This window comes from Micromonospora sp. LOL_015, from assembly GCF_048060275.1.
Classification (GTDB): domain Bacteria; phylum Actinomycetota; class Actinomycetes; order Mycobacteriales; family Micromonosporaceae; genus Micromonospora_E.
On record NZ_JBHMIO010000023.1, the window covers coordinates 55,022 to 78,824 of the forward strand.

General features: G+C 71.4%; 22 protein-coding genes. 10 read left to right on the forward strand and 12 right to left on the reverse strand.

Features of this window, described 5'->3' with window-relative positions; genetic code table 11:
• Positions 1-2 precede the first annotated feature (2 nt).
• Together ACFHWU_RS18840 and ACFHWU_RS18845 are read left to right on the forward strand one after the other, a co-directional pair.
• On the forward strand, positions 3-761 hold the full coding sequence (locus ACFHWU_RS18840) for an SRPBCC family protein (protein ID WP_416568217.1): 759 nt from the start codon (positions 3-5) through the stop codon (positions 759-761).
• 32 nt (positions 762-793) lie between these two features.
• Complete coding sequence (locus ACFHWU_RS18845; protein ID WP_416568218.1) at positions 794-1,402, forward strand: dihydrofolate reductase family protein; 609 nt, start codon at positions 794-796, stop codon at positions 1,400-1,402.
• Positions 1,403-1,631: 229 nt separating this feature from the next.
• Here the strand turns inward: ACFHWU_RS18845 and ACFHWU_RS18850 are convergent, their stop codons facing one another.
• Genes ACFHWU_RS18850 through deoC form a run of 3 tightly spaced genes read right to left on the reverse strand, consistent with a single transcriptional unit; the run spans position 1,632 to position 4,868 of the window.
• Positions 1,632-2,456: an aldehyde dehydrogenase family protein gene (locus tag ACFHWU_RS18850; RefSeq protein ID WP_416591160.1), complete on the reverse strand. Its 825-nt coding sequence runs from the start codon at positions 2,454-2,456 to the stop codon at positions 1,632-1,634.
• A 10-nt stretch (positions 2,457-2,466) separates the two neighbouring features.
• Positions 2,467-3,897, reverse strand: coding sequence for an aldehyde dehydrogenase family protein (locus ACFHWU_RS18855; RefSeq protein WP_416591149.1), 1,431 nt, complete (start codon positions 3,895-3,897; stop codon positions 2,467-2,469).
• Between the two features lie 5 nt (positions 3,898-3,902).
• Positions 3,903-4,868 carry a deoxyribose-phosphate aldolase gene (gene deoC / locus ACFHWU_RS18860; protein ID WP_416555390.1) on the reverse strand — a complete coding sequence of 322 codons (966 nt, stop codon included), beginning with the start codon at positions 4,866-4,868 and terminating at the stop codon, positions 3,903-3,905.
• A 142-nt stretch (positions 4,869-5,010) separates the two neighbouring features.
• Here deoC and ACFHWU_RS18865 point away from each other — a divergent pair, with 142 nt between their 5' ends.
• Complete coding sequence (locus tag ACFHWU_RS18865; protein ID WP_416555392.1) at positions 5,011-6,312, forward strand: glycosyltransferase; 1,302 nt, start codon at positions 5,011-5,013, stop codon at positions 6,310-6,312.
• A complete protein-coding gene (gene upp / locus ACFHWU_RS18870) occupies positions 6,293-6,925 on the forward strand; it encodes a uracil phosphoribosyltransferase (protein WP_282233921.1) in 633 nt (210 codons plus the stop codon). Before ACFHWU_RS18865 ends, upp begins: the two co-directional genes overlap by 20 nt.
• A 9-nt stretch (positions 6,926-6,934) precedes the next feature.
• Here upp and ACFHWU_RS18875 read toward each other — a convergent pair whose 3' ends face one another.
• The 4 genes from ACFHWU_RS18875 to ACFHWU_RS18890 form a co-directional block, all read right to left on the reverse strand.
• Positions 6,935-7,426, reverse strand: a complete 492-nt coding sequence (locus tag ACFHWU_RS18875; protein WP_416555394.1) for an NUDIX hydrolase — start codon at positions 7,424-7,426, stop codon at positions 6,935-6,937.
• A 28-nt stretch (positions 7,427-7,454) separates the two neighbouring features.
• Positions 7,455-9,416 (reverse strand): hypothetical protein, encoded by a 1,962-nt coding sequence (locus tag ACFHWU_RS18880; protein ID WP_416591150.1) that lies wholly within the window; start codon positions 9,414-9,416, stop codon positions 7,455-7,457.
• Positions 9,417-9,472: 56 nt separating this feature from the next.
• Positions 9,473-11,197, reverse strand: coding sequence for a phospho-sugar mutase (locus ACFHWU_RS18885; RefSeq protein WP_416591151.1), 1,725 nt, complete (start codon positions 11,195-11,197; stop codon positions 9,473-9,475).
• A gap of 490 nt (positions 11,198-11,687) precedes the next feature.
• Positions 11,688-13,724 (reverse strand): protein kinase domain-containing protein, encoded by a 2,037-nt coding sequence (locus ACFHWU_RS18890; protein WP_416555400.1) that lies wholly within the window; start codon positions 13,722-13,724, stop codon positions 11,688-11,690.
• Between the two features lie 472 nt (positions 13,725-14,196).
• Here ACFHWU_RS18890 and ACFHWU_RS18895 point away from each other — a divergent pair, with 472 nt between their 5' ends.
• Positions 14,197-15,456 carry an amidohydrolase gene (locus ACFHWU_RS18895; protein WP_416555402.1) on the forward strand — a complete coding sequence of 420 codons (1,260 nt, stop codon included), beginning with the start codon at positions 14,197-14,199 and terminating at the stop codon, positions 15,454-15,456.
• 8 nt (positions 15,457-15,464) lie between these two features.
• Here the strand turns inward: ACFHWU_RS18895 and ACFHWU_RS18900 are convergent, their stop codons facing one another.
• Complete coding sequence (locus ACFHWU_RS18900) at positions 15,465-16,610, reverse strand: DUF4349 domain-containing protein (RefSeq protein ID WP_416555450.1); 1,146 nt, start codon at positions 16,608-16,610, stop codon at positions 15,465-15,467.
• Positions 16,611-16,737: 127 nt separating this feature from the next.
• Between ACFHWU_RS18900 and ACFHWU_RS18905 the strand changes: the two genes are divergently transcribed.
• The 3 genes from ACFHWU_RS18905 to ACFHWU_RS18915 are packed head-to-tail and all read left to right on the forward strand — an operon-like array spanning position 16,738 to position 19,185.
• On the forward strand, positions 16,738-17,367 hold the full coding sequence (locus ACFHWU_RS18905) for an MBL fold metallo-hydrolase (protein ID WP_416591152.1): 630 nt from the start codon (positions 16,738-16,740) through the stop codon (positions 17,365-17,367).
• Between the two features lie 11 nt (positions 17,368-17,378).
• Positions 17,379-18,371, forward strand: a complete 993-nt coding sequence (locus tag ACFHWU_RS18910) for a hypothetical protein (protein WP_416555406.1) — start codon at positions 17,379-17,381, stop codon at positions 18,369-18,371.
• Positions 18,372-18,426: 55 nt separating this feature from the next.
• On the forward strand, positions 18,427-19,185 hold the full coding sequence (locus ACFHWU_RS18915) for an SCO6745 family protein (protein WP_416568228.1): 759 nt from the start codon (positions 18,427-18,429) through the stop codon (positions 19,183-19,185).
• 44 nt (positions 19,186-19,229) lie between these two features.
• Here the strand turns inward: ACFHWU_RS18915 and ACFHWU_RS18920 are convergent, their stop codons facing one another.
• The gene (locus ACFHWU_RS18920; protein ID WP_416555410.1) at positions 19,230-19,685 is read right to left on the reverse strand and encodes a gamma-glutamylcyclotransferase family protein; all 456 of its coding nucleotides are present in this window, start codon (positions 19,683-19,685) and stop codon (positions 19,230-19,232) included.
• Between the two features lie 133 nt (positions 19,686-19,818).
• Between ACFHWU_RS18920 and ACFHWU_RS18925 the strand changes: the two genes are divergently transcribed.
• On the forward strand, positions 19,819-21,222 hold the full coding sequence (locus ACFHWU_RS18925) for an NAD(P)H-quinone dehydrogenase (protein ID WP_416555412.1): 1,404 nt from the start codon (positions 19,819-19,821) through the stop codon (positions 21,220-21,222).
• A 67-nt stretch (positions 21,223-21,289) separates the two neighbouring features.
• On the opposite strand, the gene ACFHWU_RS18930 is transcribed toward ACFHWU_RS18925, so the two are convergent.
• Positions 21,290-21,853, reverse strand: a complete 564-nt coding sequence (locus tag ACFHWU_RS18930) for a hypothetical protein (protein WP_416555414.1) — start codon at positions 21,851-21,853, stop codon at positions 21,290-21,292.
• A 57-nt stretch (positions 21,854-21,910) separates the two neighbouring features.
• Positions 21,911-22,312, reverse strand: a complete 402-nt coding sequence (locus ACFHWU_RS18935) for a transposase (protein WP_416591153.1) — start codon at positions 22,310-22,312, stop codon at positions 21,911-21,913.
• A gap of 22 nt (positions 22,313-22,334) precedes the next feature.
• On the opposite strand from ACFHWU_RS18935, the gene ACFHWU_RS18940 reads away from it, so the two are divergent.
• A complete protein-coding gene (locus ACFHWU_RS18940; protein WP_416591154.1) occupies positions 22,335-22,589 on the forward strand; it encodes a hypothetical protein in 255 nt (84 codons plus the stop codon).
• Between the two features lie 99 nt (positions 22,590-22,688).
• Here ACFHWU_RS18940 and ACFHWU_RS18945 read toward each other — a convergent pair whose 3' ends face one another.
• Positions 22,689-23,672, reverse strand: a complete 984-nt coding sequence (locus ACFHWU_RS18945) for an NAD(P)-dependent alcohol dehydrogenase (protein ID WP_416555420.1) — start codon at positions 23,670-23,672, stop codon at positions 22,689-22,691.
• Positions 23,673-23,803: the final 131 nt, after the last annotated feature.

The following is a 23,803-nucleotide window of genomic DNA, read 5'->3' on the forward strand; positions in this document are numbered from 1 at the left end:
CGATGGGACACGAGTTCGAGGTACGCAAGGAGATCGAGCTGCCGGCAACGCCGGAGCAGGTCTGGGACGCCATCGCCACCGGCCCCGGACTCGACTCCTGGTTCATGGGCCGCAGCGAGATCGAGCCACGCGAGGGCGGCACCACGCGACTCACCCTCGCCGGGCACACCGACGAGGCGACCATCGTCGGCTGGGAGCCGGGCAAGCGCTTCGCCGACCGGACCCCGACTGCGGACGACGGATCCTTCATGGCGATCGAGTACCTCATCGAAGGCCGCGACCATGGCAGCACGGTGCTGCGCATGGTGCAGAGCGGCGTGCTCGGCGACAACTGGGAGACCGAGTACGAGGCGATGAAGGTCGGTTGGGACCTCTACCTGCGCACGCTCGCCGCGTACCTGCGGCACTTCCCGGGGCGGACCGCGACCCCGGTCACGGTCGTCCGACCGGGTGCCGGCGACCCGGAGCAGATCTGGCCGGCGGTCGCCGCGGCCCTCGGCGTGACCCACCCGATAGCCGAGGGCGCGCCGGTGCGGCTCACCGTGCCCGGCGCCGCGCCGATCGACGGCGTCGTCGACCTCAGTACGCCGTCGGCTTTCCTCGGCGTACGCACCGCCGGCGGGCTCTACCGCTTCATCCACTCCGGCCCGGAGCGGGACAACGTGCTGTTCCTCAGCCACCACATCTTCGACAGCGTCGCCGAACCGGTCGACACCGAGCCGTCCTGGCAGCAGTGGCTGGACCAGCTGCCAATCTCCTGACCGCAACTAGCTATCCGAAAGGCTGTCACCAGATGCGCAAATTGATCGTCAACACATTCCTCACCCTAGACGGGGTCATGCAGGCCCCCGGCGGACCGGGTGAGGACGAGACCGGCGACTTCGCCCACGGCGGCTGGTCGGTGAACTACTGGGACGAGCTGATGGGCCAGGCCATGGGCCAGACTATGGGCGTCCCGTTCGACCTGGTGCTCGGCCGGCGTACGTACGACATCTTCGCCGCTCACTGGCCGAACGCCCCGGAGGAGGAGGCCAAGCCGCTCAACGACGCGACCAAGTACGTGGCCTCCCGCAGTCGGCCGACGTTGAGCTGGCGCAACTCGGTGCTGATCGACGGCGACGCGGCTGAGGGTGTCGCCGCGCTCAAGCGCGCCGACGGCCCCGAACTGCAGGTGCACGGCAGCAGCGATCTCCTGCAGACCCTGCTGCGGCACGGACTGGTCGACCAGTTCCGGACCTGGACCTTCCCGGTGCTGGTCGGGGGCGGCAAGCGGCTGTTCGGCGACGGCATCGCGCCTACCGCGCTGAAGCTGGTCGCCAACTCGGTCTCCACCACCGGCGTGGTGCTGAGCACCTACGAACCGGTCGGCGAGATCGCGACCGGCACCTTCGCCCTGGAGTGACCTGCCTCTGAGCCTCTGCTGACCGGTCGAAGCTCCGCTCGATCGAGCGGAGCTTCGAGCCCGGGCGGGGCGGCCGACGCGACAAGGGCGCGCAACCGGCCCGACAGTCCGCCCCAGGCAGGGCGATTACCGATGGGCGGAATCGGGCAAGGCAACAGCATGATGCAGCCTGCGGCTCCTGAGACGTACCAGCCGATGGATCCGACCGAGCCGGTGCCGGCCGGCCCGGTCAGCTGCCCTTGGGATGCCAGACGGTCTTGGTCTCCAGGAAGGTGGTCATCCGTCGGGTGCCCGGGTCGGCCAGCCAGTCGACCGACCCGACGGCCGGGCGCAGCACCCGCTTGAGGTTGCCGGCGGCGGCCTGCTCCAACTCGACGGCCAACTGCGGATCGGCCACCCCGGTCAGGTCGAGCGCGTCGACGTCCAGATGCGACGCCAACCACGGCGCCGTCTCGGCGATCCTGCCGGTCAGCACGTTGACCACTCCGGCGGGCAGGTCACTGGTGGCCAGCACCTCGGCCAGGGTGACCGCCGCCAGCGGGCGGGTCGGCGAGGCCAGCGCCACCGCCGTGTTGCCGCTGACGATCACCGGGGCGACGACGCTGACCAGGCCGAGCAGCGACGGCTCGGCCGGCGCGACGACCCCGACCACTCCGGTCGGCTCCGGTGTCGACAGGTTGAAGTACGGGCCGGCGACCGGGTTGACGCCGCCGTACACCTGGGGGAGCTTGTCGGACCAGCCGGCGTACCAGACCCAGCGGTCGATCGCCGCGTCGACCTCGGCGGCCGGCTCGCCGAGCGCGACGAACTGCTCGCGTCGGCCCTCCAGCATCTCGGCGACCCGGTAGAGGATCTGACCCCGGTTGTACGCGGTTGCGCCCGACCAGCCTTTAACCGCCGCCCGGGCGGCGACGACGGCGTCGCGGAGGTCCTTGCGGGAGGCGAGCGCCACGTTGGAGTCCTGCACCTGGTACGTCCGTCCCGACTCGCTGCGCGGAAACTTCCCGCCGATGAACAGCTTGTACGTCTTGCGTACGGCCACCCGGGTAGTGATGCCGCTACTGTCAGACATCGAGGTACGCCTCCAGCCCGTGCCGGCCGCCTTCGCGGCCGTAGCCCGACTCCTGGTAGCCGCCGAACGGCGACGTCGGGTCGAACTTGTTGAACGTGTTCGCCCACACCACCCCGGCGCGCAGCCGGTCGGCGGCCCACAGGATCCGGGAACCCTTCTCCGACCAGATGCCGGCGGACAGCCCGTACGGTGTGTTGTTGGCCTTGGCGATGGCCTCGTCCGGGGTGCGGAAGGTCAGCACGGACAGCACCGGGCCGAAGATCTCCTCGCGGGCGATCCGGTGCGCCTGGCTGACCCCGGTGAACAGGGTCGGCGCGAACCAGAAGCCCTGCTGCGGCAGGTCACACGGCGGCGACCAGGCCTGCGCGCCCTCGTCGGTGCCGGCGGCCGCCAGGGTACGGATCCGGTCCAGCTGGGCGGCCGAGTTGATCGCCCCGACGTCGGTGTTCTTGTCCAGCGGGTCGCCGACGCGCAGCCGGGCCATCCGCCGCTTCAGCGACTCCAGTAGCGGCTCGGCGATCGACTCCTGGACCAGTAGCCGGGAACCGGCGCAGCAGACGTGGCCCTGGTTGAAGAAGATGCCGTTGACGATGCCTTCGACGGCCTGGTCGATCGGGGCGTCGTCGAAGACGATGTTGGCGGCCTTGCCGCCCAGCTCCAGGGTGAGCTTCTTGCGGCTGCCGGCGACCGCGCGGGCGATCTGCCGACCGACCTCGGTGGAGCCGGTGAAGGCGATTTTGTCGACATCCGGGTGGGCGACGACGGCCTGCCCGGTGGCGCCGGCACCGGTGACGATGTTGACCACGCCCGGCGGCAGGTCGGCCTGTTGGCAGATCTCGGCGAACAGCAGCGCGGTCAGCGGGGTCGTCTCGGCCGGTTTGAGCACGACCGTGTTGCCGGCGGCCAGCGCAGGGGCGATCTTCCAGGCCAGCATCAGCAGCGGGAAGTTCCACGGGATGACCTGCCCGGCGACGCCGAGCGGGCGCGGGTCCGGGCCGAAACCGGAGTACGGCAGCTTGTCGGCCCAGCCGGCGTAGTAGAAGAAGTGCGCCGACGCCAACGGCAGGTCGACGTCGCGGGACTCGCGGATCGGTTTGCCGTTGTCGAGCGACTCGAGCACGGCCAACTCGCGGCTGCGTTCGGCGAGCGCCCGGGCGATCCGGAACAGGTACTTGGCCCGGTCGCGGCCGGGCATCGGACCCCAGACCCGCTGGTACGCGGACCGCGCGGCGGCCACCGCCCGGTCCACGTCGCCGGGGCCGGCCTCGGCGACTTCGGCGAGGACCTCCTCGGTGGCCGGGTTGACGGTCTTGCGGGCCCCGCCGTCGGTCGGGTCGACGAACTCGCCGTCGATGAACAGGCCGTACGAGTCGCGGATGGTGACGACCGAGCGGGACTCGGGTGCCGGTGCGTAGTCGAACACGCTGATCAGTCCAGGGTGACGTAGTCGGGACCGGAGTAGACCCCGGTGTGCAGCTTCGACCGCTGCATCAGCAGGTCGTTGAGCAGGGTGGAAGCGCCGAACCGGAACAGGTCGGGGGTGAGCCACTCGTCGCCGGCGGTCTCGTTGACCAGCACCAGGTACTTGATCGCGTCCTTGGTGGTGCGGATGCCGCCGGCCGGTTTGACGCCGATCCGGCGCCCGGTGGCGGCGTAGAAGTCCCGGACCGCCTCCAGCATGATCAGGGTGACGGGCAGGGTCGCGGCGACCGGCACCTTGCCGGTGGAGGTCTTGATGAAGTCGCCGCCGGCCAGCATCGCCAGCCAGGAGGCGCGGCGCACGTTGTCGTAGGTGGCCAGCTCCCCGGTCTCCAGGATGACCTTGAGATGGGCGTCGCCGCAGGCCTGCTTGACCGCGAGGATCTCGGCGTACACCTGCTCGTAGCGGCCGGCGAGGAACGCCCCCCGGTTGATCACCATGTCGATCTCGTCGGCGCCGGCGGCGACCGCCGCCCGGGTGTCGGCCAGCTTCACCTCCAGCGGCGCCTGCCCGGACGGGAAGGCGGTGGCCACGCTGGCCAGGTGCACGCCGGAACCGGTGAGCGCCGCGGCGGCGGTCGGCACCATCGACGGGTAGACGCAGACGGCGGCGACCGGCGGGCAACCGGGGTCGGTCGGGTCGGGGCGGCGGGCCTTGGCGCACAACGCGCGTACCTTGCCTGGCGTGTCGGCGCCCTCCAGAGTCGTCAGATCGACCATCCGGACGGCCAGGTCGATCGCCCACGCCTTGGCGGTCGTCTTGATCGACCGGGTGCCGAGCGTCGCGGCCCGCTGCCGCGCCCCGACCTCGTCGACACCGGGCAGCCCGTGCAGGAAGCTACGCAGGGTTGCCGCGTTCCGCCCCACCTCGGTTAGATCGTGGCGCGCGGGTGCCGGGGTGTTCACCGCTGTCATGCCGCGAGTCCTGTCATGCCCGCGAGTCTACGTCGCCAGCGGGTTCACGATCTTGGCCGTCGGTCGATCGGACGAGCAGACTTAACGGCGCCGTTGGCCTACCGTTACATCATGTTGGCCCCGGTGACCCACCGTGCCTGACGTGCGAGCAGTGCACTTCACCGACACGTACCTGCCCCGCCGCGACGGGGTGGTCACCTCGCTGCGGACTCTCGCGGCGGCGTCGGCCGCCGCCGGGCATCCCGGCCTGATCGTGGTGCCCCGGCATCCGGACCAGCCGACCGAGGCGGACGTGCTGCGGCTACGTGCGCTGCCCTGCGGAGTCGCCGACCTGCGGTTGTCGCCGTGGCTGCTGCGCGGCGCCGCCGCCACCGGCACCATCGCCGAGATCGCCGCCCACGCCCCGGACGTGGTGCACGTGCACACCCCCGGACCGGTCGGGCTGCTCGGCGTCCTCACCGCCCGCCGGCTCGGTCTGCCGCTGGTCCAGACCTACCACACCGACCTGCACGCGTACGCCGACGCGTACCGGGTGCCGGCCCGTGCGCTCAGCGCCGGCGTCCGGCTGTACGCCCGCCGGCTCGGCGTGCCCCGCCCGGCGGCGGCACCGGCCGGCCACGCCCGCGACCATCGGCCGATGGCCAGCGGTGCGGTCGCCCGTCGCCGGGCCGCGATGGACGCCACCAACACCCTGCTGCTCGGCGGCGCCGACGCGGTGGTGGTGCCGACCCGGGCGGTGCTGGACCGGATCCACCTTCCAGTGCCCGCCAACCGGGTGCACCTGGTGCCGACCGGGGTCGCGGCCCGCCGCACCACCGCCGACGAAATCAACGCCTTCCGGTACGGCCACGGCATCACGCCCAGCGACCGGGTGGTCCTCTACGTGGGTCGGATCAACCGGGAAAAGGGCATCGACCTGCTGATCACCGCGTTCGAGCGGGTGCTGGTCGGCTGCCCGACCGCCCGGCTGGTGCTGGTCGGTGCCCTGTACGAGCCGCGCTGGCTGGCCGCGCTGCTGCGGACCATCGACCCTCGGGTGGCCGCCCGGATCACTCTCACCGGTCAGCAGGGCCCGGACGTGGTGGCTGCGGCGTACGGGGCCGCCGAGGTGTTCGCGTTCGCCTCGCAGACCGACACCCAGGCATTGGTCCTGCAGGAAGCCGGCCTGGCCGGGGTGCCGGTGGTACTGGTCGACCGGGCGTTGCACGCGCACGGCGCGCTTGCCGGTGCCGCGCTGCGCACCCAGCCGCAGCCGGGTGCGCTGGCCAGCGGGGTGCTGCGGCTGCTGCTCGACCCGGACACGGCCCGCCGGCGGGCGGCCGCGGCGGCCGCCCGCTGCGCCGAACACACCCCGGCCCGCTACGCCGAGGCGATCCGTGAGGTGTATGCGTCGGCCGCCGGGCTGGCGAGTAGGTTCAACGACCGTGGACGTACTCGTCGTTGATCACCCTCTCGCCCAGTCCCGGCTGACCGCGATGCGCGACGCCCGGACCGACTCGGCGGCGTTCCGCGCCGCGCTGCACGAACTCACCACCATGCTGGTGTACGAGGCGGCCCGATCCTTCCCGGTGGAGTCCTTCCCGGTGACCACCCCGGTGGCACCGACCGACGGGACCCGGCTGGCCAACCCGCCGCTGCTGGTGCCGGTGCTGCGCGCCGGGCTCGGGATGGCCGACTCGGCGTTGGCGCTGCTGCCGGAGTCGTCGATGGGCTTCGTCGGGCTGGCCCGCGACGAGGAAACCTACGAGCCCCGGGCCTATCTGGAGTCGCTGCCGGTCGACCTGGCCGGCATCCCGGTGCTGGTGCTCGACCCGATGCTGGCCACCGGCGGCTCGCTGGAGCACTGCTGCCGGCTGCTCGCCGACCGGGGCGCCACCGAGATCACCGTGCTGTGCGTGCTCGCCGCGCCGGCCGGAATCGACCGGCTGGACCGCTCCGGGCTGCCGTTGCGACTGGTGACCGCGTCGATCGACGAACGGCTCAACGAAAAGATGTTCATCGTGCCGGGGCTCGGTGACGCCGGTGACCGCCAGTTCGGCGGGATGCCGCGCTTCTGACGGTACCGGTCAGCTGGCGGCGGTCCAGCTCCAGCTGGTCGCCACGCCGTCGGTGAACGGCATCACGCCGTGGAAGACGGTCGGCTGCTCGGCGAAGACCAGCGGCAGGAAGTGCCGGTCGCTGGGCCACATCGGCACCCGGCCGGCGAGGACGTCGGCCAGGTCGGTCCAGACCAGGGTGCCTTCCGGGCAGTCTGGCCGGGGCTCGCCGGACCAGGTCGGCACCCGGAACAGGAACCCGAACCAGTTCTCGCTGTGCCGGCCGAAGCCTGGCCAGGAGATGGTCCCGGCCAGCTCGACCCGCCCGCACTCCAACCCGGCCTCCTCCCGGATCTCCCGGCGCATGCCGGCGATGACATCTTCGCCCGGCTCCAGCTTGCCGCCCAACCCGTTGTAGTAGCCGTAGTGGATGTCGTCCGGCCGGGTGTCGCGGCGCAGCATCAGCACCTGATGTCCGTCGGGGGAGAGTACGTAGCCTAGGGTCGCGATGATCGCCTGCACCTGGTCACCATAGGTACCCGGTGGCCGGTCAGCCGCAGCGGTGTCCCACCAGCACCTCGGTGACCGGGACCGGGTCGGCCGCCGACAGCGGGCCCGGCTGTGCGGGATACCCGGTGTCGCGGTGGCGGGCCTGCCGCGGCGCGTCGGCCAGCTGTAGCTGCGGTCCGGCCGGGAACCGACCGACCGGCGGGCGCAGCAGGCGCTGCGCCAGCTCGGTCGCGGTGAACGGAGCGCGGGCCGCTGCGGTCTCCGCGTCGACCTCGAACGGTGACGGGGTCGGGAAGTAGCGGTTGAGGAACTCGACCCGTAGCCGGCGGGCGACGGAGTCGACCGCGTCGGTGAGTTCGGTGTCCAGCCCGAACGTGTCCACGTCACGCCGGTCGAGTAGTCGGTGTAGCCGCGGCGCGGCCTCGGGGGCGGCCGGGTCGACGCGGTGCAGGCGCAGCGACCCGGGGATCGCGGTGCCCCGCAGGTACGACCAGTGCTGGTGCAGCGAGCGGATCAGTGACACGTCGTCCGGTTGCCTGATCTGGTGGCCACGAATCCGGGCGACCATCTCGGGACTGCTGGCGCAGATCTCGGCCAGTGTGGAGCGGCGCACCGGCAACGGCACGCCGAGCGGGGCGCCCGGGTCGACGAGGCGGTCGAACTGGTCGGCGAAGACACGCCGCGCGGCGGCCACCGCCGGGGTGTCTCCTGAGCCGGCCGGTTGGCTGGCTCCCCGGCCCGGCCCGGGCGGCCGGTCGAGCAGCACCTTCGGGATCCCGTTGGCCTCGAAGAACGTGGTCCGGTCGATCGGCCGGCCGAGAAAGACGTTGCCGGGCAGGTAGAGGAACCGTTCCGCCAGGCCGTCGATTTCGTGCACCGCGGATTCGACGGCGTACGGGTTGAAGGTGGGCAGCACGGTGTGGCCACCGAGCAGGTCGCGGTGGTCGACCATGGTCAACCGTGGATCGTCCACGTCGAGCCAGCCCGGCACCTGGTCTGCGGTGATCAGGAAGATCCGCCGGATCCAGGGCGCGTGCAGGTGCACCGAGCGGAGCAGGTGACGCAGTTCTTCGGTGCCGTCCCAGCCGACCCATCCGTCGCCGGCGTGGCCCGTCGGGCGGGCACCGCCGCTGCGGCGGTGCCGGTCGGCGCGCCGGGCTCGTGGCACCGGCCCGGCGGTGCGGGCTATGGCCCGCTGCCGGCGGGACCGCCACCGCGGGTCGGTCGGGTCGGTCCAGCAGCAGACCAGGTCGACCGGGAAGTCGGGCCAGGTCGCCGGCCGACGGGTGAACGGGGTACGAGTGAGGTGCCGGGCGATCCGGTCCTCCGGCGCGAAGCAGCAGGCCTCTGCCTCGGTCAGCCGTACCGGGGCCGACCGGGCCGGGACCACAGCGGTGACGTCGTTGCTGCGGGGCGCGTGCAGCCGGTCACCGTCGACCGCCCAGAACTCGATCTCGCAGGCGGCCTGCCCGCCGTATGTCAGCTCGCCGTCGACGCTGGTCACCGGCTGGAAGACCCGGATCACCGGGCTTCGGCGCAGTCGCCAGCCGGGCCGGGCCGGCAGCCGCCGGTGCCGGTGGCCGACGCGCGCCACGGCCAGGCCGCCGACGCGGCCGAGCGCCCGCAGCGCGGCGGTACGCTCGCCGGCCGGCACCCCGACCCGGCTGCGGAGCCCGGATGCGGCCGGGATGACGAAGTGGTCCACCCCGGCCCGGGCCAGTGCGTCGGTGACGAGGCGCAGGTTGCGCCGGTGGGCGTTGAGCGGGCTGATCGTATCGTCGACGACGGCCAGGACGGGGCGCCCGTCCAGTACGGACCATCGCCGGGGGAGCCCGGCGGCGGTTGGTCTGGCCGGCCGCAGGCGTCGGGCCAGCCAGCATCGGGCGACCTGGCCGGGCCGCCGGGCCAGCCGGAACAGGGCGGTCTGCCGGTGGAAGGGAAGCAGCGCGTACCGCCGGTGCGTCGCGGCGGTCAGGTAGGCGAAGCAGCGGCTAGCCAGCATAACCAGCTAAACGAGCAGCAATATGAATTGGTCGCGCCTAAAGGGCTAACCGGACATTATTTGATGTTGAGGGCGGCCGATGTCTCCGTCCGCAGCCGTGCCAACGCCCGGTCGGCCCGTTCGCGGGCCGCGGCCGGGTCGCCGTCGCGTACCGGCTGGACCACCTCCAGGTACGCCTTCAGCTTCGGCTCCGTCCCGGAAGGACGGACCACGACCCGGGCCGTGCCGGTACGCAGGATCACCACGTCGGCGTCGGGCAGCAGATCCTGCGTCGCGGTGACCGGCTCGCCGAGCAGCGTCGTCGGCAGGTTCGCCCGCAGGTACGCCATCGCGGCGGCGATCTCACTCAGCTCGTCGACCCGCACGGCGAGCTGGTCGGTCTGGTACACCCCGAACTCGCAGGCCAGTTCGTCGAGCCGGTCGGCCAGGCTCCGACCGGCCGCCTTGAGCTCGGCGGCCAGCTCGGCGAGCAGCAGCGCGGCGGTGATGCCGTCCTTGTCGCGTACCTGGTCGGGCGCCACACAGTAGCCGAGTGCCTCCTCGTAGCCGTAGACCAGCGGCACCTCGGCGGTGTCCGCGAGGTCGCTGCCGGCCCGGACGATCCACTTGAAGCCGGTGAGGGTCTCGGCGTACGGCTCGCCGCGCGCCGTGCACAGCGCGCCGAGCAGCGACGACGAGACGATGGTGGTGGCGTAGCGGCCGTGCCGGCCCCGCCGGATCAGCTGATCGGCGAGCAGCACCCCCAGCTCGTCGCCGCGCAGCATCCGCCACCCGTCGCCGCCGTGCGGCACCGCGACCGCACACCGGTCGGCGTCCGGGTCGTTGGCGATCGCCAGGTCGGCTTCGTGTGCCCGGGCCAGCGCGACGACCCGGTCCATCGCGCCCGGCTCCTCCGGGTTGGGAAACGCCACGGTGGGGAACTGCGGATCCGGCTCGGCCTGCTCGGCGACGACCAGCGGTGCCGGGAATCCGGCACCGACGAACGCCTCCCGCAGCACCGCCCCGCCGACCCCGTGCAGCGGCGTGTACGCCACGGTCAGCGCCCGGGGGGTGGCCGGGTCCACCACCGCCACGGCGGTCCGCAGGTAGCCGGCGACGATCTCGTCGTCCAGCGTCTTGCCGGGGCTGCCGAGCGGCACGTCGACCAGCTTTCCGACCGCCCGGATCGCCGCCTCGATTTGTTGGTCGGCGGGCGGCGCGATCTGTGCGCCGGCACCGGCCGGTCCGCCGAGCTGGGCACCGAGGTAGACCTTGTAGCCGTTGTCCTGTGGCGGGTTGTGGCTGGCGGTGACCATCACCGCCGCCACCGCGTCGAGCGCGCGGATCGCGTACGCCAGCACCGGGGTGGGCAACGGGCGGGGCAGCAGGTAGGCGTCCCGCCCGGCAGCGGTGACGACCTCGGCGGTGCGCACCGCGAAGGCCCGTGACCCGTGCCGCGCGTCGTAGCCGATCACCACCGGTCCGGTGCCGCCCTGCTCGGTCAACCAGCTCACCAGCCCGGCGGCGGCCCTGGTGACGACCTGCAGGTTCATGCCGTTCGGGCCGGCCCGCAGCGGGCCGCGCAGCCCGGCGGTGCCGAACGTCAACGGCCCGGCGAACCGGTCGGCCAGCTCGGCGGTGCTGCCCGGCAGCTGGTCCAGCAGCGTCTGCAGTTCGGCGCGGGCGGCCGGGTCCGGCTCGTCGTCGAGCCAGGCCGCCACCCGGATACGCAGAGTCTGGAGACCTGGATCGTCGTAGTCGGATGAGCTGCCGTCAATTGGCGAGGTTGCGGGCTGTGACATGAACCACTTCCGAGCTAGTGTATCCGGCATGATACTTGAGTAGTTGTTGATAATACTGGATATTTATCGTGGTCAAATTTCTGGCGTGCTGTCCTGTCTTCTTGATGGCACTTCCTCGTCTGGTGTCGCCAGCGGGATCATCTTAGTAGGGAGTTTTGTCAAGTCTCGAAGAGTTGCAGGTTTCAGGGCTTCCCGGATGCTGATCGCTGCGAGTTGGTGTTGGATGACCGTGTCGGGCGACTTTGTGTCCCAGCGTGCCCTTGCGAACTGCCGTTGCCCAGGGGCGGTGGTATCCCGGCATGCAACTACCACGATCAGGGGCAGGTCGTCTTCTGCATTCGACCTCGTCGCCGACGTCAAGCGCCTACTGCTTGCGGAACTCTGGAGACTGCCTGGTGAGTGGTCAGGTGGAGCTCTTGTAAATTGCGCTGCCCGAGGACCGGTACGCCCTGGGGAAGGGGTGCCGGTCCTCGGGCAGGAGGTCCATGCTTTAGCTGTTCGTCAAAGAGAAAGTTCGTACCATTTCTTCGAAGATCGGCTTACTTTCCTCGAACTGGGCGTCTGGAGTGGTCAGGAAGAACGAGTACGCCTTTCCGTTGGCGACCACGGCGTGCCAGATTCCGTGTCGTCGTTCCTGTCCCTCGCCGCAGGTGTACTCCAGTTCAGCTGATGGCTGGTCTGCAATCGTGGACTCATCCAGTCTGACCTCCTGATACGGCTCCTGGCAACTGCCGCGATTGTTCGACAACCGGTCGCCTGCGGCTCTGAGGAAAGACAACGGCTGAGTGGAGGGACCTGCGTTCTCGACAAGGAGCCGAACGCGACGCCCACTCTCCTCTGGGTCGGTGTAATCGACCCAGACCCCAGCTTCTGTCCTGGCCCAGCCGTCGGGTACCGCAACCGAAATGCCGCGCTCAACGTAGATTTGCGTCTCGAATGATGGGCCTGGCGGTTCAGTGTTGACAGGCGCAACGATAGACGGGGTCTGCGGCGCGTCGTCGTCGCCACTAAACAGCGTCACGGACAGCAGCAGGATCAGCAGCGTGGCACCGGCCGCCGCGCCGATCTGCACCTTCCGGTCCCAGCTCTTCACCTTCTCGACGGCGCTGCCGGTACCCTGCCGGAGCCCGGCTATCGCCTTGTCCAGCATCGCTCCGGCGGTGGTGGCGCCTCCCGGTGCCGGCCGACCGGCCGGTGGTTGATCCCAGCCCGGCGGCCCGTCGCCCCAGCTCGGCGCCGGCATCGCCCCGGTCGGGCTGAGTAGCGCACCGCCCTGGCCGCTCTGCCGGCCGTTGTCGCCCTGCTGGCCGTGGCCGTGTCGACCCGGCTGCTGCCCACGCGGACCGGGTACGCCGGTCTGGCTGATCGGCATCGCGGCGGTCGCCCCGGCCGCTGGCGAGGTCGGGTTGGCGTTGTCCAGCCCAGCGGCGGACCACTGCGCCGCGCTCGGCATCTGCCGGCCGGCCTTGCGCAGCTCGGCGAGGCGGTCGGTGAGCGACTCGTCCGGGCCGATCATCGCCCGGCCGCCGATCTTGCCACTCGGCTGGGGCTGCGCCGGCGGTGCTGGTGGAGCCTGTTGCTGCCAGCTGGGCGGCCGCTGCACCGAGACCACCGCGTACGGGTCGGTGACCAGGTTGGCCGGGGCCTTGCTGGCCAGCGGCCCGGCAAGCAGCTCGCGCAGCATGCTCCGGGCGGTCGGCACGTCGAAGCGTCGGGCCGGGTCCTTCTCCAGCAGGCCGAAGAGCACCTCGGTGAGCGGGCCGGACCGGACTGGGACGGCGGGCGGATCCTCAACGACGGCGTGCATGGTCTCGATCGGGTCGCCCTTGTCGAAGGGCGGGCGTCCTTCGACGGCCGTGTAGAGGGTGACGCCGAGGGAGAACAAATCACTCGGCGGCCCGAAGTCCTGGCCCATGGCCCGCTCCGGGGAGATGAAGTGCGGCGAGCCGAGCACCATCCCGGGCGTGGTGAGCTGGACATCGGTGGGCATCCGGGCGACACCGAAGTCGGTGAGTACGCAGCGACCGTCGGTGCAGATCAGCACGTTCGCCGGCTTGACGTCGCGGTGCAGGACGCCGATGGCGTGGGCGACCTCCAACGCGCCGAGCAGCGCGATGCCGATCTTGGCGACCGCGCGCTGGGCGACCGGGCCGTCCTCGATCACCATGTCGGCCAGGCTGCGGGCGTCCAGCAGCTCCATCACGATCCACGGTCGGCCACCCTCGGTGACCACGTCGTAGACCTGGACCACGGCCGGGTGCTGCAGTGCGGCCGCCGCGCGGGCCTCCCGCAGGGTGCGTTCGTACATCGCGTCGCGGTCGCTGGGGGCCAGCCCTGGAGGGAGGACGACCTCCTTGACCGCCACGTCGCGTCGGAGCAGGGTGTCGGTGGCGCGCCAGACGGTGCCCATGCCACCGTGCCCGACCGCGGCACGCAGCGAGTACCGGCCACCGATGGTGGTGCCGGGTGCCGCCCGTGCGCTGGTAGAGCTGACTGGTCCGCCACTCCACGTCGGAATCTGAGTCACAGGAAATGCCGCCGAGAGAAATTGAGGGGCCGGGGAACCAACCCCTCTATCTTGCTGGGTCGCTCGGCGGAACGAAAGCTACGCGCCGAGGTTGGTGAGAAGTCGACTCTGTGTCGTCGTGTGGTAGCTCAATGTACATCATATCGGACTCTAGGTGCGCAACCCGTCACGGTGTCGTTATCAGACGGCATGCCCGGACCGGGGGATGTCGCGACAGTCAGATATCTGTCAGTTTTCGGTCGAACCGGCAGCCGGGTCGCTGCGTGGCTCGTTACTCGGTGTAGGAGGTGTGGGACCCGTGGCTGCCTACGATGGTGACATTCGGGGCGGACCGCAGCGGTCCGACCGCCTCTACCAGGCATTCCATGACAATACGCGATGCGGTCACTACCCGAATGACGTTGCGCAGCGTTACCGTCTCCGGTCTAGGCTGTCGGAGTCCCATCCCATCCACAGTGATCGAGGATCTGACGTGACGAGTGCGTTGACGTTGCCCACCGGCAGCGAGATGGCGTCGTCCTGGCCCGATCCACTGCCAGGTGCCCAACCCCTGCCGGCCGGGCTGGACCAGTTGCTCGATGTCCGCGGGCGGCAGTTGACCGCGATCCGGCGGCACCTGCACGCCCACCCGGAGCTGTCCGGCCACGAGTTCGAGACCGCCGCGTTCATCGCCAACCAGCTCACCAGGATGGGGCTCACCGCCCGGCTGCTACCCAAGGGCAACGGCGTCATCTGCGACATCGACGCCGGCCCCGCCGACGGCCCGGTGGTCGCACTGCGTGCCGACATCGACGCGCTGCCGCTGGCCGACGTCAAGGACGTGCCGTACCGGTCGACCGTGCCGGGCGCCTGCCACGCCTGCGGGCACGACGTGCACACGACCGTACTGCTCGGCGTGGCGATGCTGCTCGCCCAGCTCGCCGACCGCGGCGAGCTGGGCCAGCGGGTCCGGTTGATCTTCCAACCGGCGGAGGAGATCCTGCCCTGCGGCTCGCTGGAGGTCATCGCCGCCGGCGGGCTGGAGGACGTCACCCAGATCTTCGCGCTGCACTGCGACCCGAACCTGCCGGTCGGCCGGGTCGGGCTGCGGGTCGGCCCGATCACCGCGGCGGCGGACAACATCAGCGTGCGGCTGACCGGCCCGGGCGGTCACACCGCCCGCCCGCACCTGACCGTCGACCTGGTCAACGCCCTTGGTCGGCTGGTCACCGAGGTGCCCGCGCTGGTCAACCGGCGGGTGCCGGCCAACGCCGGCCTGCTGCTGGTCTTCGGTCAGGCGTCCGCCGGCACCCAGTACAACGTGATCCCCAACGAGGCCAGCGCCGCCGGCACCCTACGGGTGCTCGACCGGCCGACCTGGGACGCCGCACCGGACATCGTCACCCAGATCATCCGGGAAGTGGTCGCCCCGACCGGCGCGACGGTCGACATCGAGTACCTGCGCGGTCGACCACCGGTGATCAACGACGCCGCCGCGATCGGCGTACTCACCGCCGCCACCGCAGCGGCCCTCGGCCCCGCCGCGGTCGCCGACACCCCGCAGAGCATGGGCGGCGAGGACTTCTCCTGGTACCTGGAGTACGTGCCGGGTGCGCTGGCCCGCCTCGGCGTCGGCCGCGCCGAGGCTAGCAGCGACCTGCACCGTGCCTCGTTCGACGTGGACGAGCGGGCGATCGCCGTCGGCGTCCGCCTGCTCGTCCACACCGTGCTGCAGCTGGCCGAGGCCGACTGACCGGCGAATCAGCCGGCCGGCGGGTCGCCGCCGACCCGGCCGCCGACCGCGCGGTCACCGTCCGCGTCGTTGCCGTCCGGGCTGTCGCCGTCACGTCGCGGTGCCGGCACCGGGCCGCCGGCCGCCGCTGCCGCCGGTGCGCCGCCGGCCGGCGCGGTGGCGGCCGGAACCGGCCGGGACCGGTCCCGCGTTGTCCGCACCAGCCAGAACACCCCCAACGTGGGTACGCCGAGAGCGATCAGCCATGGCAGCAGCGCGCCGAGCACGGTGACCAGTACCTGCATGGATCCGACGAACGCCCGCCAACCGGCCCCCAGTCCGGCCAGGAAACCCAGCTCCGACTCGTCGTCTACCGGTGGCGTCGCGTCCGGGCCGATCAGCTCGACGGTGATCCGCGACAGTGTCACCAGGTCGTCCAGGCCACGTTTGCGGGCCTCCAGCGACGCCAGGTCCGCCTCCCGTTTAGCCAGCTCCGACTCCAGCATCACCAGATCGGCCAGGGTCTCCGCCTCGGCCAGCAGGGCCCGCCCGCTGCGCACCCGGGCCTGCTGGGTGGTGATCCGGGCGTCCAGGTCGAGCACCTCCTCAGTGACGTCCTGGGTGGTCAACTCCCGGCTGACCTCCTCGCCGAGGCGGGACAGCCGTTCGACAACCTGGTCGAACTGCTCCGCCGGCACCCGCAGTTCCAGCGTGGCCCGGCCGTACGACTCGTACTCGGAGCGCTGGTCGCGCCCGACGAACCCGCCGACCGAGGTGGCGATCGTCGCCGCCTCACTGGCCTTCGCCGGCACGTCGGTCACCTGCACGGTGATCGACCCGGAGTAGATGATCGACCGGTTGCCCACCGCCAGGTCGACCGGCGAGGTCCCGTCCGGCCGGTCGGCCTGACCGCCCCGTTCGGCGCCGCCGGCCGCGTCCGCACCGGCAGCCTCCTCGCCGTCCGCGTCGTCCCCGCCGGTCACTCCGCCGTCACCCGGCGCGCCACCCGCCGGTGCCGGTTCGGCCCGCTGCGGCATGTCGGCAGTGCTGCTGACACCGGAGTCGTCCGACCCTGAGCAGCCAGCGAGGATCAGCAGGGCGAGCAGGACCGCCGTCCCGGCCGAGGCGCCGCGCCGGCCGCCGGTGCGCCACCGGCCTCTTCTTCCGTTGTTCACAGTCAAGGGGTGCTCCTCGGCATCGTCATACGCTTTCACCAGGTGTCGTTCAGACGCGCGGCGCGAGCCGACCGGTTCCGGCAGACTGCGAGGCGGCAGATCACGATTCGGCTCACAGGGGGTCACGGTGCGACTGACCAAGTTCGGGCATTCCTGCGTACGGGTGGAACACGACGGCGCGGTGCTGGTGATCGACCCGGGTGCGTTCAGCGAGCCGGCCGCGCTCGATGGCGTAGACGCGGTTCTCGTCACCCACGAGCACTTCGACCACCTCGACGTCGGTCAGCTGACCGACGCCCTCGCCCGACGACCGTCGGTGACCATCCACACTCACTCCTCAGTGATGTCCAAGCTGGATGATCTCGGTGAGGTGGCGACCGCCGTCGAGTCCGGGGAACGCTTCGAGGCCGCCGGCATCCCGGTCCGGGCGTACGGAGGATGGCACGCCGAGATTCATCCCGACCTGCCCCGGGTGCCCAACCTCGGCTTCCTGCTGGCCGACTCGGTCTACCATCCGGGCGACTCGTTCGACGTGCCGACCGATGCCGAGGTGGACATCCTGTTCGTGCCGGTCTCCGCGCCCTGGCTGAAGCTCTCCGAGGCGGTCGAGTTCGTCCGTGCGGTGGCCCCGCGCCGAGCGCTCGCCCTGCACGACGGGCTGCTCAACGACGCCGGGCACAAGGTCACCGACGGCAACATGGCCAAGCTTGCCGGTTGCGACTACGCCCGGTTGCCGGCCGGCACCTCGGTACGCTGAGCCGGGCCGCCGTGACCGGCAGCGTAGTACCCGCCGAGGTGGTGCGACGGCTGTACGCGGTACCGCCGGCGCGGTTCGTCGCGGCCCGTACCGAGGCCGTCTCGGCCGCCCGGGGCAGTGCCCCGGACACCGCCCGCGCCATCGGCAAGCTTCGCAAACCGACGGTGGCCGCCTGGCTGGTCAACCTGCTCGCCCTGCGCCGCGCCGACCTGCTCGACGGCCTGGTGGAACTCTCCGGTCAGTTGCGCGCCGCTCAGCGGGAGCTGCGGGGTCCGGACCTGCGGGAGCTGTCGACCCGGCGGCGGGCGTTGGTCGACGGGCTGGTGGCCGAGTGCCGGGAGCTGGCCGTCGCCGAGGACCCGGCGGTGGCGTCGACGAAGCTGCCACTGGGCGAGGTCGAGGCGACCCTGTCCGCTGCCCTCGCCGACGAGGAGATCGCCGCTCAGGTGCGATCCGGCCGACTGGTCCGCGCGGTCGGCTACGCCGGTTTCGGTGAGGTCCCGCGGCCCCGGTTGCGGCTGGTCGGCCCGGACGATGAGGCGGCCGCCGCCGATGAGCCGACCCGGGCGGCCGAGTCCGCGCGGGAGGCGGAGTCTTCGCGGAAGGCAGGGTCTTCGCGGGCGGGGGAGTCTTCGGCAGCAGCGCAGCGGGAGCGCGAGCGGGCGGCGGACAAGGCCGCCCGGGCGCTGGCCGCCCGCCGGCGGCGGTTGGTTGACGAGCTGGACAAAGCCGAGGCCGGCCAGCGGGCAGCCCACTCCGAACTCGACCGGGCCGTCGCCGCCGAGCAGGACGCGGCCGACGCCGTCGCCGAGGCACAGCGTCAACTGGCCGAATGGGAACGGCGACGCTCAGCAGCCGAGCGGGAGCATGCCCGTCGTAAGGTGGCGCGCAGGACTGCGGAACGGGCAGCCGTCGCCGCCCGACGGTACGCCGGCGACGTGGCAGCCGCGCTGGAGGACCTGCCCGCGCTGGAGGACCCGCCCGCGCCGCAGACTGACCGCTGACCGGAAAGTGGGTGGCGGCGACCGGCCGGGCGGGTGGGCGAAGGGCGATGATGCGGTGATTCCCGATCAGGCGGCCGGCGCGTGCCGGCGCAGCCTGCACGAGTTGAGTACGGCGTACCAGGAGTGTCCGCGCACGTTGAGCCGGGCGCGCCAACTGGGGCTCAGCGGCTGGGCGTTCCACATCGCCGGCCGGGCCGGGGTGCTCGGCGGCGTACCGGCCGAAACGGTCGCGGCCGCGCTCGGGTTCATTGCCGCCGACGCGGTGGCCGACGGCTGGCAGGTCGCCAGCGCGGTGACCGACCCGACCAGGGTGGCGGCGGTGAGCATGGCCGAATGCTGCCGGTGGGGTGCCGAGCAGCTCGGCGACTACCCACAGGTGGACCGGCTGGTCGAGCTGGCCGAGGTGGTGGTGGGGGCGGCGGACGCGACCGCGATGCCGCTGTTCGCCGCCTGGCGGGCGATGCCCCGGCCGGACGACGCTGCCGGGGCGCGGGCCGCCGTCGCGGTGCGGCTGCTCGCCGAGTACCGCTCCGGAGCCCACCTGATGGCGGTACGGGTGGCCGGGCTGACGCCGGTGGAGGCGCTGCTGGGCGGCCCGGACGGGACGAAGGCCGCCGTCGCGGCCGGGTGGTCGCCGCCGTGGCCGCCGGTCGGCCCACTGATCCGCCGCCGGTTGTGGGCGGACCGGGTGACCAATCGGATCACCGGTCAGGCGTTCGCCGCGCTGCGCGCGGAGCACCGGCGGGAACTCGTCGAGTTGCTGCACGCTGCGCTGTCCCACGTACGGCCGGCGACCGGTCGGCCGGCCGACTGACGAGCGTACGTCGGTGCTCTGCTGCTCGGCCGGTGGAAGGCAGGTCAGGCGGTGGCGGTACGGGTGGGTCGCTTCCGTAGCTCGGCGACGTAGTCGTCCGGCGCGCCGGCCTTCTCGGCGGCGTTGGCGATCTCCGACAGGTACCAGGCGGTGGGCAGCCCGCCCTCGTACCCGTCGAAGACGTAGACCCAGGCGGTGACCGCACCGTCCAGGGTGACCGCCCGGACGGTCAGCCGCCGGTAGGTGCCGGCCAACGCACCCTCGACCTCGTCGAGCTGCGCGGCGTCCCACGGATGTACGTCGTAGAGTGCGACGAAGACCCGGTCGCCCGGCGACTCCACGATGGTGGTGACCGCTCCCTCCCAGCCGATCACCCCCTCACCGGCGAAGGTGAGCCGCCAGCCTTCCAGCCAGCCGGTGCCCACCATCGGCGAATGCGGACAGTAAGCACGCATTCGAGCAGGGTCGAGGTTTGAGCCATACGCGGCGTAGTGACGCACGGCGATGACGATAGCCCGGCAGGGGGGTGAGGGAGAATACGAGTGAGCGTGTCGCGTGTCGGGCAACTGGCCGACGGCCGCCGTCAGCCGGGTGTTTCGTCAGCATAAGTTCAAGTTTGGGGAGAGAGTCGTTTTGAAGCGGATAGTGATAATCGGCGGTGGCCCGGCCGGCTACGAGGCGGCGTTGGTCGCGGCGCAGCTGCGGGCCGACGTCACGGTGGTCGAGGCGGACGGGGCCGGTGGCGCCTGCGTGCTGTCCGACTGCGTCCCATCCAAGACCTTCATCGCCAGCTCAGAGGTGGTCACCGGGTACCGGGACACCGAGGAGTTCGGCATCGACTCCGACGGGCTGGAGGCGGTCACCGTCGACGCGGCGGCGGTGCACGACCGGGTGAAGCGGCTCGCGCTGGCCCAGTCGGCCGACGTGCGCAGCAAACTCGTCAAGGCCGGTGTGACATTCGTCGCGGGTCGGGCCTGGCTCGGTGAGGACACGCTAGGTCACACCCACCGGGTGCTCGTCAGCCCCGACAACGGTGACGTTGAGTACCCGATCGAGGCGTCGACCGTACTGGTCGCTACGGGCGCCACGCCCCGGCAGCTGCCCACCGCCGTGCCCGACGGCGAACGCATCCTGACCTGGCGGCAGGTGTACGACCTGCCGGCCCTGCCCGAGCACCTGGTGGTGGTCGGCTCCGGGGTGACCGGTGCCGAGTTCGCCAGCGCGTACCTGGCGATGGGGGTGCCGGTGACCCTCGTCTCCAGCCGGGACCGGGTGATGCCGCACGAGGACGCCGACGCGGCGATGGCGATCGAGCAGGTGTTCCGGGCCCGGGGCATGACGATTCTGAACAACTCGCGCGCCGACGCGGTCACCCGGGTCGGCGACGGGGTCGAGGTGCGGCTCAGTGACGGCCGTACGGTGACCGCCTCGCACGCGTTGATCGCGGTCGGCTCGGTGCCGAACACGGCGGACCTGGGGCTCGCCGAGTACGGGGTGACCGTCGCGGACAGTGGGCACGTGCCGGTGGACCGGGTGTCGCGTACCAATGTGCCGGGCATCTACGCGGCCGGCGACTGCACCGGTGTGCTGCCGCTGGCCAGCGTCGCGGCGATGCAGGGCCGGATCGCGATGTGGCACGCGCTCGGCGAGGCGGTGGTGCCGCTGCGGCTACGTACCGTCGCGGCGAACGTCTTCACCGATCCGGAGCTGGCCACCGTCGGGGTGTCCCAGGACGAGGTGGACGACGGGCGGGTGCAGGCCCGGCAGGTGATGCTGCCGCTGGCCGGCAACGCCCGAGCGAAGATGGTCGACCTGCGGGACGGCTTCGTCAAGCTGTTCTGCCGGCCAGCCAGCGGGCAGGTCATTGGCGGGGTGGTGGTGGCTCCCAAGGCCAGCGAGTTGATCATGCCGATCACCGTCGCGGTCGAGAACCACATGACGGTGAGCCAATTGGCGCACACAATCACAATTTATCCTTCGTTGTCCGGATCAGTCGCTGAAGCCGCACGTCAGCTCATGTGGCATGACGAAGAGTGATTGATTAGGAACTTCCGGGGCGGCGCGGATCGGCCAGGAAGGCGTACGGTTGACATGGCAACATCTGCTACCCCCGGATCCCCCGTTCCCGGCGGTCGCGGACGACGCCCGGGCTGCCGGCAGGTCCCGTGCCGGCAGCCCGCCCCCTGCCTCGCGGTGCTGGCTGAACCGGCGAGGGCGGGCCCGCGTCGCGTGGCCATGCGCCGAGGGAACCCACATTGTTGTCTCGGGCCCGTTTTGACAACAATGACGGTTCCCTCGACGGCCCGGTCTCTGCTCGGCGGGAGGTCTTTGCCCTCCCGCCAGCGCACCTCCTCGCCGTCACGGTGGTACTGCTGCTGCCATGCCAGGCCAGGACCTGGACCGCGGGGATCTCGCGCAGCCACGCGGGCGCTGCGCTGGCGGCGATCGCGTCCAGGATCGGGTAGCCGTCCCGGCCGACCTGTTCAGCCCAGCGGGTACGCACGTCGTCGCCCTTGGGGAACCGGTAGGAGTCGACACGGGCGCCGTAGCGTTCGACCCAGCCGGCGTCGATCAGCGGCGTCAGCCACGCCGGTACGGTTGCGGCCAGGACCTCCAGGGCCGCCCGCAGGGTCTCCCCGACGAACTCCATCCGGTTCAGCGTGCGCACCGCCGCGAGGACATGCGTGGAGTCCGTCCGCTGTCGACCGCCAGCGCGCAGCAGTCCCTACCGCGCGCACCGGTCCAGGACCACATCCAGTATTTTCTCCTCGATGCCGTGCTTGATCAGCCGGGCACGGAAGTCGCTGATCACCGTGAAGTCGAACCCGGGATCGTCGAGTTCCAGGCCGAGCAGATACTTCCAGTCCATCCTCGCCCGGACCTGGTCGGCGGCCTGCCGGTCACTGAGCCCTTCGGCGTACTGCAGCACCGACACCAGCGCCAACGCCCCCGGCGACACCGCCGGACGGCCTCCCGCAGGGAACGCCTCCGCGAACATGTCATCGGTGAACACCGGGCCCAGCGCGTCACGGATCCGCGTCGTCACCCTGCCCGTAGCCTTCGGGGTCTCCGCAGCGGCCTGGGCCGTCGTCGGAATACACAGCCGGTCACCCTCCCCGCGACGCATCGGCCTGCACCTGCTTCTCACCGTGCCACTGTTGATCGTCGGGATTCTCATCACGCCCGGCACGGTCTTTGCCGCACTTGCCCTGTCCCGGCTCGCGCTCTTCCCGATGGAGTACGGGCGAGCGTACGACGGCATCACCTACCTGCCCGGCGCGATCGCCGTCGGGCTGCTGCTCGGGTACGTTGCCGCCACCCGCCTCGACCGCGCCGGGTCGCCACCGGCAACCGCGCCGGACACCCACGACAGCCTGGCACCCGCTCAGCATCCGTCGGCCTGAACCGGGCGCTGATGCCACAGGTGCATTTTGACGCACCTGTGGCATCAGACCTGCGGAGACACCTTGGGTTCCCGAGCCGTGTGCCCGGCGCGGCGCCACTCAGGCGGGGGCGTCGCCGTCCACGACGGTGATCACGACGTTGCCGACCTTGTGTCCGCTGTCGACGTACCGGTGGGCCTCGACGATCTCGGCCAACGGGTAGCTGCGGTCGATGACGACCCGGAGCCGGCCGTCGCCGAGCAGGTCCCGCAGCGCGGCCAGGGCGGTGTGCTTGCGTACCGACATCCCGGTCCGGACCCGCCGGCCGCGGGTGACAGCTGTGCCGGCCGCCAGCAGGCTGTTCGTCATCAGGCCGGTCGTCGGCAGGTAGCAGCCGCGCCGGGCGAGCACCGGCCGGCACTGGGCGAACGAGCTGCGACCGACGGTGTCGAAGACCACGTCGTAGCGTTCGCCGCTGGCGGTGAAATCCTCGGCGGTGTAGTCGAACACCCGGTGTGCGCCGAGCGAGCCGACCAACTCGACGTTGCGGCCGCTGCACACGCCGTGCACCTCGGCGCCGAGGTGCTTCGCGAGCTGGACGGCGTACGTGCCGATGCTGCCGGAGGCTCCGACGACCAGCACCTTCTGGCCGGGTCGCAGGCCGGCCAGGTCATGCAGGAAGTGCCAGGCGGTGGTGAATCCGTCGACGGTCGCGGCAGCCTGCGGGTACGTCACATTCGCCGGCATCGTTGCCATCGACGCCCGCTCCGACAGGCACTTGTACTCGGCGTTCGCCCCGACACCGAAGCCGGTGAAGCCGAAGACCCGGTCGCCGACCCGGAACCGGCTAACCGCCGGCCCGGTCGCGGTGACCTCGCCGGCGAACTCCAGCCCGAGCACCCGGATCCCGTTGCGCGGGCGACGCAGACCGATGATCGCCCGGCCCCACCGGGGCTCACCCCGGCGCATCCCGCACTCGGCGGAGGTCACCGTGGTGGCGTGCACCCGGACCAGCACCCGATCGCCACTGGGTACGGGTGTCGGCAGATCGACCTGGCTGAGCACGTCGGGCGGGCCGTACGCGTCGAACATCACCGCTCGCATGCCGGCGATGATGCTGCAGACACGCTGTGAGCGTGCTGAGAGGAGCGCGGAACCCGTCTTCGATCACCGGAACCAGCAGTGGTACCTGGCTGTTGGTGCCAAGGTGTCCATACGGTTTGACCAACCCCACG

Coding starts and splice junctions, on each gene's coding strand:
- ACFHWU_RS18840 (WP_416568217.1), top strand. CDS start 3: ATGGGACACGAGTTCGAGGTACGCAAGGAGATCGAGCTGCCGGCAACG.
- ACFHWU_RS18880 (WP_416591150.1), bottom strand. CDS start 9,416: ATGCTGGCTAGCCGCTGCTTCGCCTACCTGACCGCCGCGACGCACCGG.
- ACFHWU_RS18885 (WP_416591151.1), bottom strand. CDS start 11,197: ATGTCACAGCCCGCAACCTCGCCAATTGACGGCAGCTCATCCGACTAC.
- deoC (WP_416555390.1), bottom strand. CDS start 4,868: ATGACAGCGGTGAACACCCCGGCACCCGCGCGCCACGATCTAACCGAG.
- ACFHWU_RS18935 (WP_416591153.1), bottom strand. CDS start 22,312: ATGCGTCGCGGGGAGGGTGACCGGCTGTGTATTCCGACGACGGCCCAG.
- ACFHWU_RS18945 (WP_416555420.1), bottom strand. CDS start 23,672: ATGCGAGCGGTGATGTTCGACGCGTACGGCCCGCCCGACGTGCTCAGC.
- ACFHWU_RS18845 (WP_416568218.1), top strand. CDS start 794: ATGCGCAAATTGATCGTCAACACATTCCTCACCCTAGACGGGGTCATG.